Below are 19,922 nucleotides of genomic sequence, written 5' to 3'. Positions count from 1 at the left end.
GGCGCTCATGGCCGCCGTCCCTTCCCGTGCACCAGCACGATCGAGAAATATGGCGTGACGCGGCCGTCGGCCTCCGCCAGCCGCATCACCTTCTGGCCCGGCATGGTGGCGAACTCGACCAGCCAGGCGTCCTGCAGCCGGCCCGCCGTGGTCAACGCGCGGCGCACCTTGTCGATGTGGCGGCCGATCTTCATCACGACCAGCGCCTCGCTGTCGGCCATGTGGCGCGCCAGCCGCGCCTCGGGCAGCGTGCCCATCAGCACCGTCAACACGTCGTCGCCCCAGGTGATGGGCTGGCCGGTGGCGGTCCAGGCACCCGACATGCCCGTGATCGCCGGCACCACCTGCACCGGGTGGGTCTCGACCAGCCGGGTGTAGAGGTGCATGAACGAGCCGTAGAAGAACGGATCGCCCTCGCACAGCACGACCACCTCGCAGCCGGCGTCCGACAGCGCCCGCAGCCGCGCCGCGCACTGGGCATAGAAGGCGGACAGCTGCTGGTTGTAGGCCGGGTCGTCGACCGGGATCTCGGTGGTGACGGGGTATTCCATCGCATGCTCCGTCACGCCTTCGGGCAGCAGGCCGTCCACGATGCGGCGCGCCTGCCCGGGCCGGCCGGCCTTGCGGAAGTAGGCGACATGGGTCGCGCGCTGCAACAGGCGGTGCGCGCGCACCGTCATCAGGTCCGGTTCCCCGGGGCCCAGGCCCAGTCCGTACAGGGTGCCGCGCGGGCTCATTCCAGGCGACTCCCCAACGCGTTGATCGCCGCCACCGTGATGGCGCTGCCGCCCAGGCGCCCCGCCACGATGCAGCAGGGCGCGGGCTGCCCGGCCCACAGCGCGTCCTTCGATTCGGCCGCGCCGACGAAGCCGACCGGGCAACCGATGATCGCCGCCGGCCGCGGGCAGGCCGGATCCTGCAGCATGTTCAGCAGATGGAACAGGGCCGTCGGCGCATTGCCGATGGCCACCACGGCGCCCTGCAGCCGGGGCCGCCACAGTTCCAGCGCCGCGGCCGAGCGGGTGGTCGACATGGCCGCGGCCAGGCCGGGCACCGCCGGGTCGTGCAGGGTGCACAGCACCTCGTTCCCGCCCGGCATGCGCGCGCGGGTCACGCCCTCGCTGACCATGCGCGCGTCGCACAGGATGGGTGCGCCGGCCGCCAGCGCCGCCCGCGCCGCGTGCGTGAAGCCGGGCTGGAATCGCAGCTGCGCGGCCAGCTCGATCAGGCCGGCGGCGTGGATCATGCGCACCGCGACCGGCTCGTCGTCGGCATCGAAGCGCGAGAGCTCGGCCTCGGCCCGGATCATGGCGAAAGAGCGACGGTAGATTTCCGCGCCATCGGTTTCATAGACGTGCATCAGGGCGTTCCGGTGATGAGTGAGCGCAGGGCTCCAGGGGGCAGTCGGGTCTGCACGGGCGCATCCCAGGCGCAGCCGCCGCGCACCAGATCGAAGGCGCCGTCGCGGCCCACCAGGGTGGCATCGGCCGGGCGCGCCCGCGCGCAGCCCTTGGCGCAGCCGGACACGTGCAGGCTGCGCGGTGCAGCGCCGCCCGCCGCCGCCGCCATTCCCGAAGCCAGCGCGCGGGCGACGGCATGGGTCGCCACCGTCGCCGAGGCGCACGAGGGTGCGCCAGGACAGGCATCGACGCGCAGCAAGGGATCGTCGGCCACGGTGATGAAAGCCCTGGCATCGCACCACCGGCCCCCTTCCAGGACCAGGGCGCGATGCGGCGTCAGGCGCAGCCCCGAGGCGCCGCTGTCGTGCAGCAGCGTCGCGAGGGCCGCAGCCTCGATCCGGCCGAAAGGCACGCCGTAGACCGGTCCGAGCGCGGACATGCCGGGGGCGGGCAGCGCGACCGAGGCGGCTGCGGCTTCGAGCGGCTGCGGGCCCTCGGCCCAGCCGAGGGTCCGTTGATGGCCACGCATCCGCCGTGATGGCGGTTCGACCCCCTGGGCCGTCGCGGCGAACCAGGCGGCCATCGCAAGCGCCGCATCCACCGCCCCGGCGCGGGACACCGGATGTCCCGCCGTGGCGCCGTCGGCGCGCACCAGCAGGCCACCCGAGCGGGCCCGCTCGATGCGCACGTCCGCCGGGGCCGCCGCCAGCACCGGCGCCGGCCCCGCATCCACGGCGAACCCGAACTTGGGCGGCAGCACGGGGAGTTCGTCCAGGCGCGACAGCAGTTCCGTGGCGATGCCTTCGGTGTCATCGCCCGCCTGCCAGCAAGGCGCCACGAGAACCGGCGGCCGGGTCTCCCGCGCGGCGTCCGCATCCGCCAGGCCCAGGGCACAGAGCGCATCGACCACCGCGCCGTGGTCGTGCGGCTTCACGCCACGCAACTGCAGGTTGGCGCGATGGGTCAGGTCGATCAGCCCCGAGCCCAGGCGCCGGGCCAGCGCGCACAGCCCCAGGGCCTGCGCGCTCGTCAGGCGCGCCAGCTGCGGGCGCACACGCACCAGCAGGCCATCGCCCGAAGCCATGGCGCGATGCGCGCCGGGGCACCAGCCCTTGGCGGCAGGGCGCAGCGAGTCCGCTGCGGAAGGATCGAACCGTGTCATGCGACCACCGCCCCAAGGAACGGCGGCAGCTTGGCGAGGATGCCGCTGCGCAGACGCTCGGGGCGCTGGCTGCGCGGCAGCGCGCCGTCGACGCTGCGCGCGTGCAGGCCGGCACAGGCCAGGACCTGGGCCGCCGTTTCGGCATCGGCAAGCAGATCGCCGAAGAAGTAGGTGGGCTTGCCGGCGGCCTGCAAGGCCACCGTGCAGGCCCTCGCGCAGCCGCTCATGCAGGCGATGCCGCGCACCTGCACGCCGGCACGGCGGTCTTCGCCCTGCAGCGACCGCACGCTGTCCAGCAAGACCTGGCCGGCCGCCGGCAGATCGCGCGACGCACCCGCCGGTCGGCAGGTGGTGCAGACGATGACTTCGGTGACGGGTGCGGTGGGCGCGGGAGGGGCTGCGTGGGACATGGCTCTTTTTTCGGGGGTCACTCGGGGCGGCTGGCGAGGCGATGCTCCGCGCCCCAGCGCTGCGCCCAGGCGGCGCAGCGACCAATGGGGCGCGCGGGTTCGTCGAAGTCGACGATGACGACATGCTGCGGCGCCTCGGGGGGCGCCGGCTGCTCCAGGGTCCGGCCATCGGTCAACAGCCAGAGCCAGGATTCCACGGGGCCGTCGCGGCGCTCGGCGCGGCGCAGCAGCTCGTCGGCCCGGGCCAGGGCATGCGCCAGCGGCGTGCCCCCGCCACCGCCCAGCGCGCGCACCTTTTCCCGGCCGGACGCGCGCGCCCGGCCGGGGGGCAGCTGCAGCTCGACGCCCTGGCCGCCGAAGCTCAGCATGGCCACCCTGTCGCCGGCACGCGCCGCCTGCCCGATCAGCCAGGTGGCATGGCCCTTGGCCAGCGCCAGTCGGCCGCGCTGGCGCATCGAGCCGGAAGTGTCGAGCACGATCAGGTGCAGGCGCGCCGCCTGTACCGGGCGCTGGCCATAGCGCAGGTGCCCGCCCTGCAAGGGCTGCGGACCCTTGGCCAGCAGGGTGGGCAGCCATGCGATGGCAGACCGCGCAGGCCCGGCATCGATGTGCGTGGACGCAGCGAGCAGTGGCTGCGCAGGTGGCGTCAGCCACCGCAGACCTCCGCGCCCGGCGCGCATGAGGCGGCTGCGGCGGCTCAGGCTTTTTTTGCCGGCCACCCTCCTTCGGGCCGCACGCGGGCCGTGGCTTCGGGGATCGGCGGCAGCGCGCCCCAGTCACCCAGGGGGGTACCGTGGGCCGACGGCCCGGAACTGCCGGAGGGCATCGGCGCCGCCTGCCGCGTGCCGCCTTTCGGCTCCGGCGCCGGGCTGCGCCTGCCCTCCTCCCGTCGATGGGCCAATGCCAGTTCGGCCACCGCATCCACATCGTCGGCCGTGACTTCGCTGCGCCCCTCGAAGGCAGCCAGCGCACGCGCCGCCCGGAGCATCACCAGGTCGGCCCGCATCCCGTCCACGCCCGCCGCCAGCGCGCATTCGGCGGCGCGCCGCAGCACGGCGTCCGACCACGCCAGGCGCGCCAGCCCGGCCTGGGCTGCAACGACTGCCGCGGCCAGGCGGGCCTGTTCGCCGGCATGGGCTTCGGCCACCCCGTGCGGGTCTTCGTCGAAGCGCAAACGCGCGCGCACGATCGCCGTCCGCTGAGCGGCTTCGCTGGCGTTAGCCAGCGCCACCGACAGGCCGAAGCGATCGAGCAGCTGCGGGCGCAATTCGCCTTCCTCGGGGTTCATGGTGCCGACCAGCACGAAGCGTGCGGCGTGCTGTTGCGAGATGCCGTCGCGCTCCACGGTATGGATGCCGCTGGCGGCGACGTCGAGCAAGGCGTCGACCAGTGCATCGGGCAGCAGATTGACTTCATCGACGTACAGCACGCCACCGTGGGCACGCGTCACGAGGCCCGGTGCCAGGCGCAGCCGCCCATCGCGCAGCACGTCCTCGACGTTCAGCGTTCCCACCAGCTGTTCGACGCTGGCGGACAGCGGCAGGGTGACGAAGGGCGCGGCCGAAGCGGCGGGCGGCGGCGGCAGCAGCGCGGCCAGGGCCCGCGCCGCGGTCGACTTCGCGGTGCCGCGCGGTCCGCTGATGAGCACGCCGCCGATGCCGGGGTCGATGGCCGCCAGCAACAGTGCGCGCTGCAGCAGGGGTTGGCCGATCAGCGCACTGAAGGGGAAGGTCGGTCGGCTGGCGGCTTCGAGCCGCGCGCCGGTGGTCGCTTCGGTGGAATGGAATGTCATCAGGTCGGTCCTTCGCCGTGTTCCTCGAGCCGGCGCTCCAGCGCCAGCAGGTGGTGTTCGATGCGCTCGCGGTGGTCGCCGGCCTCTTGCCACAGGCCACGCCGCATCGCGTCCAGCAGCCGTTCGCCGATGCTGCGCAAGGCCAGCGGGTTGTGCTGCTGCAGGAACGCGCGCGTCTGGTCGTCGTGCAGGTAGGCATCGGCCACCAGCGCGTACTGGTGGTCGCCGACCACGTCCGTGGTGGCGCTGTAGGCGAACAGGTTGTCCACGGTGGTGGCGATCTCCGCCGCGCCCTTGTAGCCATGCCGGCGCACGCCCTCCAGCCACTTCGGATTGACGGCGCGCGAGCGCAGCACGCGCGCGAGCTCTTCGCGCAGGCTGCGGATGCGCGGCGAGCCCGGCACGCTGAAATCGCCGTGGTAGAGCGCCGCCGGTGCGCCCGCCAGATGCGTCACGGCGGCCGCCATCCCGCCCTGGAACTGTGCGTGATCGGCAGCGTCGAGCAGGTCGTGCTCGCGATTGTCCTGGTTGTGCAGCACCGCATCGAGTTGCCCCAGCCGCTGCTCGAACGGGCCGCGCGCGGCCACGCCGTGGCCGCCCTGCCCGTAGGCAAAGGCGCCGGCCTGCAGATAGGCCTGGGCGATGTCGGCGCCTTGCTGCCATCGACCGCTGTCCAGCACCGCCTGCACGCCCACGCCGTAGCCGCCGGGGCGCGGACCGAACACGCGCCAGGTGGCCTGGCGCTGTGCCTCATCGGCCGGCCGTCCGGCCGCCAGGGCCTCGGCGGCCTCGCGCCGAACGCGGGCCCGGATCGGATTCACCTCGTCGGACTCGTCGTCTTCGCTGATCGCGGCGACGGCGCGCACGGCGGTGTCGAACAGGTCGATCACGTTGGGAAAGGCATCGCGGAAAAAGCCCGACACGCGCAGGGTCACGTCCACCCGCGGCCGATGGCGGATGGCCATCGGCAGCACGTCGATGTCGATCACCCGCGCGCTGCCGTCGGCCCACTTCGGCCGCACGCCCAGCAGCGCGAAAGCCTGCGCCACGTCTTCGCCGCCGGTGCGCATGGTGCTGGTGCCCCAGACCGACAGGCCCACCTCGCCAGGCATCGCGCCGTGGTCCTGCAGGTGCCGCTCGACCAGTCTTTCCGCCGCCGCCGCACCCATGGCGTAGGCCGTGGGCGTAGGCACGGCACGGGTGTCGACGCTGTAGAAATTGCGTCCCGTGGGCAGCACGTCGGGCCGGCCGCGCGAGGGCGCGCCGCTCGGTCCAGGCGGCACGAAGCGTCCGGCCAGGCCGCGCAGCAATTGCGTCATCTCCTGCGGACCGCAGGCGTCCAGGCGGGGCGCCAGCACCTCTTTCAAGCGCTGCAGCACCGGTGCTGCCTGCGGCCAGGCATCGATATCGAAGGCGTCGTCCGCAGCACCCGCCCGGGTGCCGCCGGGCACCGTCTGCGCCGCCACCAGGCGCGCCGCCAGCCGTTCCAGCCGCTCGCGCGTGTGGCCGGCGTGGCGCCACGCCTCGGCACCGAGCGCCTGCAACACCTGCGGACGCGGGCCTCGCCACGGCACTGCCCAGTCCGGCCCCAGCACGCTGAAGCCGTCCGCGCCCTCCACGCCGAGGTCTTGCGCCAGTGCGACCAGCAGGCTTTTCTGGCTGGCGGCCGTGCCGCCCGGAAAGCGCGCCAGCGCCAGCAGCGTGTCGATGCGCTGGCGGCCTTGCGGCGAACGCCCCAGCACATGCAGGCCGTCGCGAATCTGGGATTCCTTGATCTCGCAAAGATAGGCGTCCAGCCCCTGCAGCAGGCGCTCGCGGGCGCCCTCGTCGGTCGGCGACGCGAAGCCCAGTTCCTCGTGCAAGCCTTCGCGCACGGTGCGCCCGAGGATGTCCTCGCGCAGCAGCCGCGCGCGCCGCGGGTCGAGCGACAAGGCTTCGTAGTACTCGTCCATCTGCCGCTCCAGCTGCTGCAGCGGGCCATAGGTCTCGGCGCGGGTCATCGCCGGCATCAGGTGGTCGATGATCACGGCCTGGGTGCGCCGCTTGGCCTGGCTGCCTTCGCCCGGATCGTTGACGATGAAGGGATAGAGATGCGGCAGCGGGCCCAGGATGGCATCGGGCCAGCAGGCCTCGCTCAATGCCACGCTCTTGCCCGGCAGCCACTCCAGATTGCCGTGCGTGCCCACATGGACCATCGCGTCGACCGCGAAGGCGCGGCGCAGCCAGAAGTAGAAGGCGAGGTAGTGGTGGGGCGGCACCAGGTCGGCGTCGTGGTAGGTGGCCGCCAGGTCCACGCCCCGCCCGCGCGCCGGCTGGATGCCGACGAAGACATGACCGAAGCGCAGGCCCGCGATCGTGAAGCGCCCGCTGCGCAGCGTCGGCTCCTGCTCGGGTGCGCCCCAGCGGGCATGGACCGCCGCCCTGCTCTCGGCGGGCAAGCGATCGAAATCTTCCAGGTAGTCGGCCAGCGAGAAGCTCTGCGCCGCAGGCCGGGCGTCGTTGGCGTCGGCGTTGTTGGTGATGCCGCGCAGCAGCGCCGCGACCAGGGCGTCACCGCTGGCGGGCAGTTCCCCGGTCCGGTAGCCGGCGGCCCGCAGTGCCTGCAGCACGCCCACGGTCGACGCCGGCGTGTCCAGGCCGACGCCATTGGCGATGCGCGCATCGTCGATCGGGTAGTTGGCCAGGATCAGCGCGATCCGCTTGTCGGCGTTGGGCTTGTCGCGCAGCACGCACCAGCGGCGCGCCAGTTCGGCCACGAAGGCCATCCGGCCGGGCTCGGCCTGGTAGCGAAGCACGTCGAGCTCGGTGTGCTCGCAGCGCCAGGCCATGCCCTTGAAGCTGATGGCGCGCGTGAGGATGCGCCCATCCACCTCGGGCAGCACCACCTGCATCGCCAGATCGCGCGGCGCGAGGCCGTGCGGGTCGGCCAGCCACTGTTCGTGCGTGCCGCCCGCAGTGATGAGTTGCAGCACGGGGGCATCACCGGCCAGCGTGGCGAGCAAGCTGTCGCCGTCGCCCGCACGCCCCTCGTCGCGGCCGTCGATCGAGGCCACCGCGAAGTGGGTCGCGTTCAGCACGATCGCCACGCGGTGTTCGGCCGCCAGGGCCTGCACCGCGGCGTGGCTGTCGGGGTTCTTGAGCGAATCCACGGCGAGTGCGAGCGGGTTCAGGCCGGCGGCCGACAGCGCGTCCAGCATCGCGTCGAACACCGCCGTGTTGCCCGCCTGCAGATGGGCGCGGTAGAACAGCAGCAGCGCCACCGGCGCGCCGGCCTTCCACGGGCTGCGGCCGGCCGCCTCCGGTGGCCGATAGCGCAGCGCCGACGGCAGCGGCATTGGTGGCGCCGGCCGGCTGCCCAGCCCGAACGCCGCGTGGCCGACCAGCGAGAAGAAGGCCTTCGCGTTGGCCAGCCCGCCTTCGCGCAGGCAGCGCCAGAGGTGGCGGCAATCGTCGTGCGGCGCACTGCTGCGCATCAGCAGTTGCACGTCTTCGAAGGCATCGCCCGAGAACATCGCCAGCCATTGACCGCGTTCGCGGGCCGAGGACATGGCGCGCTCCACCAGGTAGGCCCAGTCGCTCGGCGTCCCCAGGTGGTCGATCACCACCACGCGGGCATGGCGCAGCACGTCGTCGACATACATGTCCACCGAAGCCGGCTGCCGCAGCCACATCAGGTTGGCCAGGCGCACGCCGGGAAAGCCGGCGCCCATCTGCCCGGCCGCGTCGGCGAGCAGCGACAGGGTGGTGTCGGCGGCGCTGAGCACGACCACCGGGGCCGGCGTCTGCGCCACGCGCACGACGCCCTGGCCGCCGTCTTCGACGTGGCCGCCGGGGCGGGTGGACAGCAGGTGCATGCAGGGCTTCCGGTGACGCGTCAGGCCGCCGCGGCCGCGACCAGCGCCGCGTCCAGTTCGGCTTGCAGGGCCGCCGCATCGAGGCCGGCCCCGATCAGGACCAGGCGCGTCTGCCGCGCCTCGCCGGCGCGCCAGGGCCGGTCGAAGTAGCTGTCGAAGCGCGCGCCCACGCCTTGCACCACCAGCCGCATCGCCGCGCCGGGCAGTGCGACGAAGCCCTTGGCTCGGTAGATCTCGTGGCGCCCGACCAGCCCCTGCAAGGCGGCCAGCAGGCGGCCGCGGTCAGCGACCTGCAGGCTCACCGAGACCGAGTCGAAGGCGTCGTGGTCGTGGTCTTCCTCCTCGTCGTGGTGGGTCTTGCGCTGGTCGATCGCATCTTCTACCGCACGCGCCATGCCCAGCAGCACATCCAGGTCGATGCGACCATGCTGCGCCTGCACCAGCTTCACGCCGGCCGCGGTCTCGGCGCGGATGACGGCCTCCACGCCGGCCAGCACCGCCGCGTCGAGCCCGTCGGTCTTGTGCACGACCACCAGGTCGGCGGTCGCCAGCTGGTCTTCGAACAACTCCGACAGCGGTGACTCATGGTCGAGGTTCTCGTCGGCGCGGCGCTGGGCATCCACCGCCAGCGGGTCGTGCGCGAAGCGGCCGGCGGCCACGGCCGGTGCATCCACCACCGTGATCACGGCATCCACCGTGAAGGCATTGCGCAGCGCCGGCCACTGGAAGGCCTGCACCAGGGGCTTGGGCAAGGCCAGGCCCGAGGTCTCGATGACCAGGTGATCGATCTGGTCGCGCCGCGCGGCCAGTTGCTCCATCACCGGCGCGAACTCTTCCTGCACGGTGCAGCACAGGCAGCCGTTGGCCAGCTCGAACAACTGCCCGTCCGGCGCCCCCGTCTCGTCGCACCCGATGCCGCAGCCGCGCAGCAGCTCGCCGTCGATGCCCAGTTCGCCGAACTCGTTGACGATGACCGCGATGCGGCGGCCCTGGGCGTTCTGCAGCAGGTGGCGCAGCAGCGTGGTCTTGCCGCTGCCGAGAAAGCCGGTGACGATGGTGGCGGGGATCTTGCGGCTTGGCGTGGGCATGGGCGTCGAGGTTTGCATGGGCTGGGGTGGTTCGATGAGGTCGATCGCGATCAGGGCTTGAACAACGCGGCGATGGCCGCCGGATTGCTCGGAAAGTACAGATGCATGAAGGACGCGAACAGGCGCTTCTGGCGGAACACCGCTTCGGCCTGGCCGTGGTGGCGCCGGGCCCGCGTGTGCAGTGCGGCCGGCGCGGGCGTGTCGATGCGGGCGTGATGAAAGGTGTGGCCGCGGACCTCGCCTTCGGGCAGCGACAGGCTGTGCATGCCGAGGTTGATCAGCCGGTCGGACATCGCGCCTTGTCCCGGCAGCAAGCCCAGCATGGGCGCCTCGCGGCCGGCGGCGTCGCGCAGCGACTCCAGCAGCACCAGCATGCCGCCGCACTCCGCAACCAGCGGGCGACCCGCGGCGTGGTGCGCGGCAATCGATTCACGCGTCGCCGCATTGTCGGCCAGCGCCTGCAAATGCAGCTCCGGGTAGCCGCCCGGCAGGTACAGCGCGTGCGCCCCTTGCGGCACCGGCTGGTTGGCCAGCGGCGAAAAGAAGCGCAGTTGCGCGCCCAGCTGGCGCAGCAGCGCCAGATTGGCGGCATAGACGAACGAGAAGGCGGCGTCCTGCGCGATGGCGATGGTGACGCCGGCGAGTGCGCCGGGCAGGCCGGAATCCGGCGCCGCGTGCGGCGGCGCCTCGAATTCCACCGCAGGCGGCATCGGCAGCGGCCCATGCTCGGCCAGCGCCCGAGCGGCGGCGGCGATGCGCTCGGCGAGGTCGTCCACCTCGCCGGCCTGCACGAGGCCGAGGTGGCGCGATGGCAGCGCATAGTGGCCGCCGCGCGGCAGCGCGCCGTACCAGGCCATGCCGGCCGGCAGGCTCTCGCGCACCATCTGCGCATGGCCCGCGCTGCCCACGCGGTTGGCCAGCACGCCCGCCAGCTGCAGGCCGGGGCGATAGGTCGCCAGCCCGTGGGCGACGGCGCCGAAGGTCTGCGCCATCGACGAGGCATCGATCACGGCCAGCACCGGCAGTCCGAAATGCAGCGCCAGATCGGCACTCGACGGCGTGCCATCGTGCAGCCCCATCGCACCTTCGACCAGGATCAGGTCGGCCTGCGCCGCCGCACCGTGCAGGAGTTCGGCACAGTGCGCCTCCCCGCCCATCCACAGGTCGAGCGGCTGCACCGGCGCGCCGCTGGCACGTTCGAGGACCATGGGGTCGAGAAAATCCGGCCCGGTCTTGAACACGCGCACACGCCGTCCCTGGCTGCGATGCCAATGCGCCAACGCCGCAGTGACGGTGGTCTTGCCTTGGCCAGATGCCGGTGCCGTGACCAGCAGCGCGGGACAGCGGCTTGAGCCCGGGCCATGTCGCCGGGACGGGATGGGAGTCATAGAGAAAACACTGCGCCAGCCATGCTCACCCGCTTCCCCGCAGGTACGCACCACAAGACGCGCCGTTCGCACGGCGCGCCGCCTCGTTGGCCGGTATCCGGGCTGGCGAAGACGACCCGTGTTCCCTTCCCAGGCACCGATTGCGCGGATGTACTCAGTGGGTTGCAGACACGAGCGGCGAGCACGAGGGCTCACGTTCGCTTACCGTTGCGGGGGCAGCTCAGGTTAGGGCGTGCGATGGCTTGCCACGCGACCCCTCCTGATTCCCGTTGAACTGCTTCGACCTGAAGGACGAAGCGAGCACCAACGGGCCGATCATAGCGGAACACCTTCGCTCAGGCGCTGCGCCGCCGGTCTGTCCGGCGCGCCGCGGCCCTGGGCGCCAGCGCGCGCCAGCCGATGACGCACGACGTGATGCACAAGGCGATGCCCAGGGCGGACAGGGTCAGCACCAAGGCTTCGCGCCAGCGGGGTCGCTCGCGCAGCGGCTCGAAGTCGAGGCTGTGCAAGCCCTGGTACATGAAGCGCTGCCATCGTCCCGAGGAATCGACCCGCAACAGCACCCTGCCCGAGGCGGGATCGGCATAAAGGTCGGTGCCGTCCGACCCATGCGCGCGCCAGACCGGCAGCGGCCGGGCCTCCGCGGCTTCGGCCGAGCCGGGGTTCTTCGCGTAGTAGACATCGTCGTAGCGATCGATCCGCTCCACGCGCGAAGGTGGTCTGTCTGCACCGCGCAATTGCCGCAGCAGGTCCGATACCAAGGGGTCCGGCAGCGCCGGATGCACTGTCGAAGCAGCGCGTGCATCGTCGGCGCGCACCCACCACCGCCGCTCCGCGCCCTGAAGTCGATACCAGACCTGCCCGTCGACGCGAATCCGCTCGAGTTCCAATGGCTGCGCCCCGGCCTCGCCGGCCCGGACCGCGGCCAGGGCAAGCGGCGGCGGCAGGACCGCCTCCCGGCTGGGGCCGAGCCAACGCTCGCGCTCGGCAGCCGACAGCCCGCGCGGCGAAAACACGCCATAGGGATTCATCGACATCAGGCCCGAGAAGATCCAGGTCAGCGTGAACACGGCGGCCACCAGGCCCGCGATGTGGTGCCAGCGCATCCAGGACTTGCGATAGGGAATCCAGCGCGTCCGGTTCAGGAACAGTTGCCAGATGCCCAGCGCCAGTCCGGTCGCGGCCAGCACCACGCCGGGGATCGACAGCCAGACGACCACCTGGTTCCACGCCTGCGGAAACTGCCGCAGCACGGTCGGGTAGATCCAGTGCGGGACCGCGCCGATCCAGTTCCAGAAGCGCTCGCTGCGGCGGGTGTCGCGCACCACTTCGGCGGCGGCGCTCGACACGTACAGTTCGAGGCCGTCGTCTCCTTCCAGGCTGACCTTGAAGAGCGGGCGGTAGGGATCGAAGGCCTGCGGCACCGTCCATTGGTCACGCGCCAGCGCTTCGGCCGCCAGCGCGCGCCGGCCGCTGAAGACCTCGGCCACCTTCATGGCCTGCCCGGCGCCGAGCGGCGCCTTCGCGCTGCCGGTGCGGGCATCGAGGGCCTGCCACCGCGCGCCCTGCCCCTGGCCGGCATCGACCAGCAGCCGCCAGACCGGCTCCCCGGCGTCGGCCATGCCCAGGCGTGCCTCGGTGAAGCCCAGGCCGGCCCGCCCGGCGGCCGCTTCGGCGGTCAGGCAGCAACCGGCGCCCAGCGCCAGGGGCTGCAGTCCCGCGCGCCGCTCGGCCTGGGAGAGATTCGGGAACGGCACGTAGTACAGCACGATCCCGCTGACGAACCACATCAGGAACAGCAGGGCCAACGAAATGCCGAGCCACTTGTGGACCCAGATCAATGTGCGCTTCATGTCCGTGCCGCCGGCGTTGCCGCTCAGAAGGCCGCCCGGTAGCTGAGTTCGAAGCTGCGCGGCGCGCCGATCAGGACCTGGTTGTTCGAATTGGCGCCGCTCCAGTAGGCGTAGAGCGCGTCGCTCAGATTGCGAACGCGAAAGGTGACTTCGCCCTTCTGCAGGCGCCAGGTCGCATAGGCGGTCGCCGTCGTGAACCCGTTCATGCGGACCGTGTTGGCGTTGTTGGCGTAGGCGTGGCCGGTTCGGTTGACGCCGCCGCCGATGCGCAGCGGCCATCCCGGCACCCTGTAGTCGACCCAGAGGTTGGCCACCGTGCCCGGCACGTTCGGCGGGATGTTGCCCGCGCGCGAGACGTTGCCGGCCTCGATGAGGCTGTCGAACTGCGCATCGACCCATGCCAGATTGCCGCTCAACGTGAGCTCGCGCGTCGCCTTCCAGGCCGCGGCGAGTTCCAGGCCCTGCGCCGACTGCCTGCCGCTGTTGACCGTCAGCGTCGGGTTGCCGAAATCGCGCGACAGCACGTTGTCGAGCGCGATCCGGTAGGCCGCCAGCGTGTAGTCGAGACGGCCTTCCAGCGCCGACTGCTTGAGGCCGAGCTCCAGCTGCTTGCCGGTCGAGAGACTGAAGGCGGCGTTGGCCGCCGAGAGCAGCAGAAGATTGCCCGTGCCGACCGGCGCACTCGCGTTCGAGTACTGGGCGTAGACGGAGGTGTCGGGGTCGATCGCGAACACCACGCCCAGGCGCGCCGATGTGGGCTTGTACCTTTGCGTGAACGATGCCTGGGCCCCGGTGTTGAGGTCCAGGTTCTGGCGCTCCAGCTTCACGTGGTCCTGCCGCAGGCCGCCCACGAGGGTCCAGCGATCGCTGACGGACAGGGCGTCTTCCATGAAGAGCGAGCCGGTGGGAATCCGGGCGTCGAAGATGGTCCGATTGCCGGCACCCGCGAACAGGGCGGGCTTGGCGGCGAAGAGCCGGTAGCTTCCCGGGATGGTGGCGAACTCGCCCACCGAGAGCGCATCGTTGGCCGCGCTCGATCCGTTGGAGAAATCGCGGTCGGAGGAGAAGTCGGTCTTCGTGTATTCGAGCCCCGCCACGAACCGGTTCTTCATTCCCCCGACCGGCGAGGTGTTCGTGAGATCGAGCCGGTCGGTCAGGATCTGGTGGTCGTGCGTGATGCCGACCAGGTCGCGCACGATGCGGCCCGGGGCGACGAAGGCATGGGACTCCGAGTTGCGCCAGGCCCTGTCGGCCGTGTAGTAGGACAGCTGGTTGCGCAGCTTCCACTCCGGCGCGATCTGCCAGCCGAGCCTGGCGCGCGTCCAGAGGCTGTTCGCGCTCATCTCGGCATCGTCGACGTTGTAGTTGCGAAACGCGATGCCGCGGTCCACCACCCGCCCGTTGGCATCGCTGACGATGTCCGTGGGCTGGAGCGCGTAGGCACGCGGCACCAGCGGCGTGCCCTGGTAGGACAGCGCACTGTCCCTGGCGTAGTCCATCGACAGGTCCAGGGTGAGGTCGCGCGTCAGTGCCGTGGTGTAGCCCAGGGTGAGGTTGTCGTAGCGCTGCTTGTTGCGCTCGATGTAGCCATCGGTCTCCTGGTGGCTGTAGTCCAGCCGCAAGGCGCTCGACTCACCCACGTTGACGCCCAGGCCGACGCCGGCGCGCACCGTGCCGAAGCTTCCGTACGACAGCATGGCCTCGGCCCCGGGGTTGTTGCGGTCGGGGCGCTTGGTCACGAAGTTGACGGCCGCGCCGATGGCGCCTTCGCCGTAGAGCACCGAGGAGGGGCCTTTCAGGACTTCGATGCGCTCGTAGTTCCAGCTGTCCTGGGGCCGGCTCACCATCGTCGGCACCGCAATGCGATCGCCGTCGAACAGATAGGTGATGAAGCCGCCGGTGAAGCCGCGCGTCGAGATCACCGAGGGCGATCCCGGCGCGCCGCCGGCGGTGATGCCCACGCCGCCGCGCAAGGCCTCCTCGAAGGTCCGCGCGCCGCGCCGTTCCATGGTCTCCTGGCTGATCACCTCGACCGAAGCCGGCGTTTCCATGACGCTCAGGCCCAGCCTGCCGGCCACCTCGGTGGTTGCCCGGAGCGCCGGCGCCTGATCCTGCAGGGTGGCCGTCACCTCGACGGGTCGCAGGCTCTCTTGCGCCAGCGCCGGGCTGCTGGCGAGCAGAGCGACAAGGCCCGGGATCGTGATGTGGGGGGACGCGAACGGACCCGAAACCCGGGTCCGGATGCCGAGTTCGGCAGACTTGCACATTGGCTGTTCCTCTAGCCCGCATTCCCGCTGGGCTTTTCAAAGAGACACACGCCGCAATTGCACGAGCCGATGCCGACCCGGCACGCAGGTGCCGAGCAGCCCGGACAAACGCACTCCCGCAGCGTCCGAAGGCGATTGCGAAGGCCGGTATCCGGGCTCGCGGGTTGCCGTCATGCGCATGCGCACGACGACAGAAGCCTCGCCTTCCCACGTTCGATCCGAACGCAGTGGCTGCGAACACCCGCAGGTGCTCACTCGAAACTTCTCTATCCGCTGACCGTTGCGGGGGCAGCGCAGGCATTGCGCGTCATGACGCGCGCACCTGCTTCCCGTTTAACCTCCCGGACCATGGCCGGCCTGGGGGGCACCTTCGAACCGTGGCGGAGGTCGCTCCAGCAGGGAGCGATCTTCCGTCGGGGCGGATTATAGGAAGCGCCGATGGGGCGGCGAAAGCGGACCCATGAGCAGATAATGCAGCGGTGGCCAACCTGGAACCACCGCAATTTCGACCCTTGACCGGCGTCTACGAGCCGTCCGCGATCCGGCAATTGCCGGATGGGCGTCTTCTCGTCGTCGAGGACGAGAAGGACCACCCCTTCACGCTGGTCACGATCGACGCGGGCGACGTCCACAGCGTGGCGCTCACCGCCACCCTGCTCCAGACCTTCAGCGACTTCTGGAAGCTGGACGATCTCGAAGGGCTCGCCCTGGATCGATCCGGCTTCGCCTACGCCATCACCTCCCATTCTCGTGACGATGAAGGTCATGCGAAGAAGTCGCGCGAGCGACTGGTGCGCTTCCGGGTCGACGGCAACCGGGTCGTCGCTCCCAGGGTCGTCGGGGGACTGAAGCAAGCCATGACGACGCAGCATCCCGTGCTGGCCTCGGCGGCCGAGATCCGGGAGGTCAAGGCCGCTGGCGGACTCAACATCGAGGCGCTGGAATTCGACCCGTTCGAGCATCATCTGCTGGTCGGCTTTCGCAGCCCGCTGCACGAAGGCCGCGCGATCATTGCCGGGATCGTCAATCCGACGGCCATCTTCGAGGCGGGCGAGGAGCCCCGCCTCTCGCCCCAACTCGATGAACTGGATCTCGATGGCGACGGCATCCGCGCCCTGTCGTTCCTTCCCGCGCTGGGGCAGTACCTGGTCGTCGGCGGCCCCGTATCGCGCGCGCCCGGCCGCTTCTCTCTCTGGCTCTGGAATGGCTGGCGAAGCAATGCCGTGCGCCGGCTCGTGGTTCCGGGCCTGAAGGACCTGGCGCGCGTCGAGGGCGTGAGCCCCGCGGTCATCGACAAGGCGGCGGGCATCATCATGGTCAGCGACGACGGCGATCGCAAGGCCGGACGGCCCGCGAACTATCTCTGGATCGGCCTCGATCAACTGCAGCCTGCATCTTGACCTCGCCCGCAGGGGGCGCGACAGGTTCGGGCCGAGCGCTTCGCGCGACGCGGCCGACGCCGCAGCCCACGGTCACGATGCCGAAGCACCCACGCAACGAAGGGGTATCGCAGGCCGTCATCGGCGCGCAATGCGCGGCCCATAGCCTTGGGTCGAAGCCGGCACATCAGCCGCTGCGTCATTCCAAGGAACCCGACATGAAAGCCTCGCCCATCATCAAGATCGTCACGACCACGGCCATTGCATGGATGCTTGCAAGCTCGGTGCATGCACAGGCCGGCCGCAGCCGCGCCGAGGTCGAGGCCGAAGCGATCGCCGCCGCCCATGCTCCCAACCAGAACGTCACCCGCGGATCGCGCGGCGCCGAAGCGTTCAATTCGGTGGCCGACCCCGCGGCAGTCCAGCAGCAGGCCGTCGACACGGCGCGCGCCCCGAATCAGAACGTGACGCGCGGCTCGCGCGGCGCGGACCCCTTCACCTCGACGGCCGACCCCGCCGTGGTCCGCGCCCAGGCGGAAGCTGCTGCGGCCGCCCCCGATCAGAACGTGACCAGCGGATCGCGCGTGAACAGCAAGGTCGTCTCGACCATGCCCAATGCAGCCCAGGTGCGCGCGGAGGCTCGAAGAAACGCGCCCCAGTGAGGGACGGGCCAGGCTCCGGCGTCGCCCGGAGGCTGGCAGCGCGGCACGGGCGACCGGTCGATCAAGCGGAGCTTGCGGCTTCGCGCGGCTGACGCACGACCCGATGCTGCTGCGGTGCCTCGCTCCGGGCCGCGACGCCTTCAGGTCCGCCGAAGTGCGCCTTGTACCTTGAGCCCAGATACTGGGTTGCCCAGAAAGCCGCGCCGGCGAAGGCGCATGCGATGAGGAAGGCAGCGCCGCGCATCCGCCACGCGAGCCCCGATTTGTCGATGAGGGTCTTCATGCGCGCCCCCAGCGCCAAACTGTCGAAGTCCGCGCCAACGCGCCGCCGCGCTTGCCACTCCATGCCAGCCCAGACCGGACCCGCGCCGAGCACGGAGACGGCCACGTTGTACCAGCCGCCCGACCCATGGGAGAGCGTCAGGGCACAGGTGGCCATCGTCAGCAAACCCACCCAGTACATCCCCGGCTTGAGCATCCGGGCGCCGAACAGCTTCTCCAGCGTCTGCTGCAGCGCGGCGGAGGCCTGCGCGACATAGCGTTCGTCCACCAGACCCTGGTGGCGAGACCGCACCTGCGCGATCGCCTGCTCGGCGCTCTTCGATGCGAGAACGCTTTCGGCGATCTGCAGGTTGATCTCGGATTCCAGGAATGCATTGGCCCGATCGACGAGGCGCGTCAGCCCGGCGGCATCGCGATGACCGGGCTGCACGCAGGTCTGCAAGCCGTGCAGGTCCTTGGCGAGCAGATGCCCGACGATGTTCTTGAAATCGAAGATCTCGTGCTGTTTGCCGAAGGCGTGAATCGCGAAAGACCGCTCTGCGGCGGCCATGTGCGCCCGCGTGACCTCCACGCTCACCGGGTAGGTGCTGTCGACGGCGCGCTCGCCGCGCCGGTGGTGGCTCGCCCGGCCGCGGCGACCGTACTCGGGCAGCCGTTTCACGTCGATGTTGGCCAGCACCAGGTCCATCGCCTCCTGGTCGCCGTGGAGCAGCGTCAGTTGGTCCTGCGACTCGATCTTGCAGCTCAGGCGTCCCAGGCAATGGCGGCATCCCATCGCGGCGCAATGACTGCAATCGACCCGCCCCGTCGCATTGCAGGCGCCGCAGTCGCAGACGCCTCGGCCTGCGCAACCCGCGCATTGAACCTTCCCGGCATAGTCGCAGTGGTTGCAGTTGACTTTGCCCCCGTTGCATGCCGGGCAGGCGACCCATCGCCAGTCGCTCTTGCTGACATACATCTTGGCGGCCGTGTCCCAGACCTGATGGGTGTAGCTTTCGTTGTAGCTCCCTCTTCCGCTGCATCGACTGCATTCCCGCTTGCTCGTGCCGCCGCAGACCGAGCAGTCGAGCCTGCCCTGGCCATGGCAGGAAAAGCATCGAACGTTGCCACGGCCGCTGCAGCCGCTGCAGCGCAACTGCCCCTGGCCACTGCAGACCTCGCATCGATACTGATGGCCGAGCCTGTGCTCGAAGCCGCTCAGGACGTCCCCCACGGGCAGGAAGCGCCGATAGGTCGAATCGTCGTGCCCGGCCCATGACGCTCAACGCCGTCCACAGCGACACGACCGTGACCACCGGCACGAGCCATGCCCATCGGAAGCAGGCGCGGGCCCTGCCCGAGTCGAGAACGGTCCCCGGCGCCTTGACGCCGAGAAAGAGGAGCTTGGCGAGATGACCCATGGCGCCCATGAGCGAGCACAGGAGCGCGATCGGGGGAACCAGCGCAGCCCGGGCCGCGTCGCGTCCGAGGCTCTCGTGGATGCCGCCTGCTTCGAACGAAGCCAGGGGCGCCGTGTAACGCTGCAATGGCTCGGAGGCGACAGCTTGCACCAGCGGCTTGTAGAACTGGGCGACGAACTGCTCGCCCGATTCGTAGCCGGGTGCCACCACCACCTTGTCCGGCAATTCCAGCTGACGCCGCAGGTCGCCCTGGATCGCCGGATGCAGCACGAAGTCCTTGAACTCCAGCCCCGCCGGCACGCGCTGGCCGCCGACGCGGATGGAACCGTCGGACCGGCGACGCGCCTTGTCCCTGACCTGCTCGTCCACGGCCCTGTAGAAGCCGCGGATGTCATGGGGCTGCCAGTCCGCCGGCACTGGCAGGTCTTTGCGGACCTGATTGGCCACCGCAGGCCGGTATCGGGACGGCACGCTCCAGGGTTTCCAGCCTCGGCGCGCCAAGTCCTTCTCGTAGCGCTCCCAGCCCTCGCGCTGCTGGCGCCTGACTTCTTCGTCCAGCTGCGGACTGGTCCCGTTGGCATAGTTGGTCCACTGCTTGCGCAGCTCCTTCATGGCCGCGCCGTAGGTCTCGTAGACCCCGCGAGCGCCATGCAGCTCGCGTCCGGCCTGCTGCTCCAACAGGTTCAGCTTGGCCTTGTCGATCTTCTCGTCGAGCCGCTCGATCGAGCTCGAGAGCACCGGAAACAGGGCCAGGAAGGCCTTGCCTTCAGGCCGCGCGAAGACTCGTTCTTCGTCGTCGCTGAGTCCGTCCAGTTGCGCGCGCCCCTGCACCATGGCCCGCTGCACCAGATGCAGCACACCCTCAGCAACGAGAAGAACGTGTTCGTCAGCTCTTCACGGCGCGACCCGTCCGTCGTGTACGGCTGCGACACGTGGAACAAGGGCTTCGAGCAGGCTGGATGGGTCAACGGCACGATCTAGCGCG

The 19,922-nt window shown here is 70.7% G+C and carries 15 protein-coding genes and 2 riboswitches; of the genes, 3 read left to right on the top strand and 12 right to left on the bottom strand.

Going from position 1 to position 19,922, the window contains the following annotated elements:
- Positions 1-5: 5 nt before the first annotated feature.
- From QTI33_RS23460 to QTI33_RS23410, 11 genes are all read right to left on the bottom strand, one after another.
- On the bottom strand, positions 6-737 hold the full coding sequence (locus tag QTI33_RS23460) for a precorrin-2 C(20)-methyltransferase (protein ID WP_286508762.1): 732 nt from the start codon (positions 735-737) through the stop codon (positions 6-8).
- Entirely contained in the window at positions 734-1,360 is a 627-nt protein-coding gene (locus QTI33_RS23455) for a precorrin-8X methylmutase (RefSeq protein ID WP_286508761.1), read from the bottom strand. Before QTI33_RS23455 ends, QTI33_RS23460 begins: the two co-directional genes overlap by 4 nt.
- Positions 1,360-2,484 (bottom strand): ferredoxin-like domain-containing protein, encoded by a 1,125-nt coding sequence (locus QTI33_RS23450; protein WP_286508760.1) that lies wholly within the window; start codon positions 2,482-2,484, stop codon positions 1,360-1,362. Before QTI33_RS23450 ends, QTI33_RS23455 begins: the two co-directional genes overlap by 1 nt.
- A gap of 74 nt (positions 2,485-2,558) precedes the next feature.
- A complete protein-coding gene (locus QTI33_RS23445) occupies positions 2,559-2,972 on the bottom strand; it encodes a DUF1636 family protein (protein WP_286508759.1) in 414 nt (137 codons plus the stop codon).
- Positions 2,973-2,989: 17 nt separating this feature from the next.
- Positions 2,990-3,691, bottom strand: coding sequence for a vWA domain-containing protein (locus QTI33_RS23440; protein ID WP_286508758.1), 702 nt, complete (start codon positions 3,689-3,691; stop codon positions 2,990-2,992).
- Positions 3,670-4,764: a magnesium chelatase ATPase subunit I gene (locus QTI33_RS23435; protein WP_286508757.1), complete on the bottom strand. Its 1,095-nt coding sequence runs from the start codon at positions 4,762-4,764 to the stop codon at positions 3,670-3,672. Before QTI33_RS23435 ends, QTI33_RS23440 begins: the two co-directional genes overlap by 22 nt.
- Positions 4,764-8,618: a cobaltochelatase subunit CobN gene (cobN, locus tag QTI33_RS23430; RefSeq protein WP_286508756.1), complete on the bottom strand. Its 3,855-nt coding sequence runs from the start codon at positions 8,616-8,618 to the stop codon at positions 4,764-4,766. Before cobN ends, QTI33_RS23435 begins: the two co-directional genes overlap by 1 nt.
- Before the next feature lie 20 nt (positions 8,619-8,638).
- Positions 8,639-9,706, bottom strand: a complete 1,068-nt coding sequence (gene cobW / locus QTI33_RS23425) for a cobalamin biosynthesis protein CobW (RefSeq protein ID WP_286508755.1) — start codon at positions 9,704-9,706, stop codon at positions 8,639-8,641.
- A 50-nt stretch (positions 9,707-9,756) separates the two neighbouring features.
- Positions 9,757-11,094 carry a cobyrinic acid a,c-diamide synthase CobB gene (locus QTI33_RS23420; RefSeq protein ID WP_286508754.1) on the bottom strand — a complete coding sequence of 446 codons (1,338 nt, stop codon included), beginning with the start codon at positions 11,092-11,094 and terminating at the stop codon, positions 9,757-9,759.
- Positions 11,095-11,165: 71 nt separating this feature from the next.
- Positions 11,166-11,417: riboswitch (cobalamin riboswitch) on the bottom strand.
- Between the two features lie 12 nt (positions 11,418-11,429).
- On the bottom strand, positions 11,430-12,947 hold the full coding sequence (locus tag QTI33_RS23415; protein ID WP_286508753.1) for a PepSY-associated TM helix domain-containing protein: 1,518 nt from the start codon (positions 12,945-12,947) through the stop codon (positions 11,430-11,432).
- Between the two features lie 23 nt (positions 12,948-12,970).
- Positions 12,971-15,214, bottom strand: coding sequence for a TonB-dependent receptor (locus QTI33_RS23410; protein WP_286508752.1), 2,244 nt, complete (start codon positions 15,212-15,214; stop codon positions 12,971-12,973).
- A gap of 125 nt (positions 15,215-15,339) precedes the next feature.
- Positions 15,340-15,600: riboswitch (cobalamin riboswitch) on the bottom strand.
- A 126-nt stretch (positions 15,601-15,726) separates the two neighbouring features.
- Here QTI33_RS23410 and QTI33_RS23405 point away from each other — a divergent pair.
- Both QTI33_RS23405 and QTI33_RS23400 read left to right on the top strand, forming a co-directional pair.
- Complete coding sequence (locus QTI33_RS23405) at positions 15,727-16,614, top strand: DUF3616 domain-containing protein (RefSeq protein ID WP_286508751.1); 888 nt, start codon at positions 15,727-15,729, stop codon at positions 16,612-16,614.
- Positions 16,615-16,691: 77 nt separating this feature from the next.
- A complete protein-coding gene (locus QTI33_RS23400; RefSeq protein ID WP_444814882.1) occupies positions 16,692-17,255 on the top strand; it encodes a hypothetical protein in 564 nt (187 codons plus the stop codon).
- 61 nt (positions 17,256-17,316) lie between these two features.
- Here QTI33_RS23400 and QTI33_RS23395 read toward each other — a convergent pair whose 3' ends face one another.
- Positions 17,317-18,750 carry a hypothetical protein gene (locus tag QTI33_RS23395; RefSeq protein WP_286508750.1) on the bottom strand — a complete coding sequence of 478 codons (1,434 nt, stop codon included), beginning with the start codon at positions 18,748-18,750 and terminating at the stop codon, positions 17,317-17,319.
- Positions 18,751-18,928: 178 nt separating this feature from the next.
- Between QTI33_RS23395 and QTI33_RS23390 the strand changes: the two genes are divergently transcribed.
- Entirely contained in the window at positions 18,929-19,918 is a 990-nt protein-coding gene (locus QTI33_RS23390; protein ID WP_286508749.1) for a hypothetical protein, read from the top strand.
- The last annotated feature ends 4 nt before the right edge of the window (positions 19,919-19,922 follow it).

This window comes from Variovorax davisae, assembly GCF_030316845.1.
Taxonomy (GTDB): Bacteria; Pseudomonadota; Gammaproteobacteria; order Burkholderiales; family Burkholderiaceae_C; genus Variovorax; species Variovorax davisae.
The sequence above is the reverse complement of the archived record's forward strand: the minus strand, read 5'-3'. Positions and strand labels throughout refer to the sequence as shown.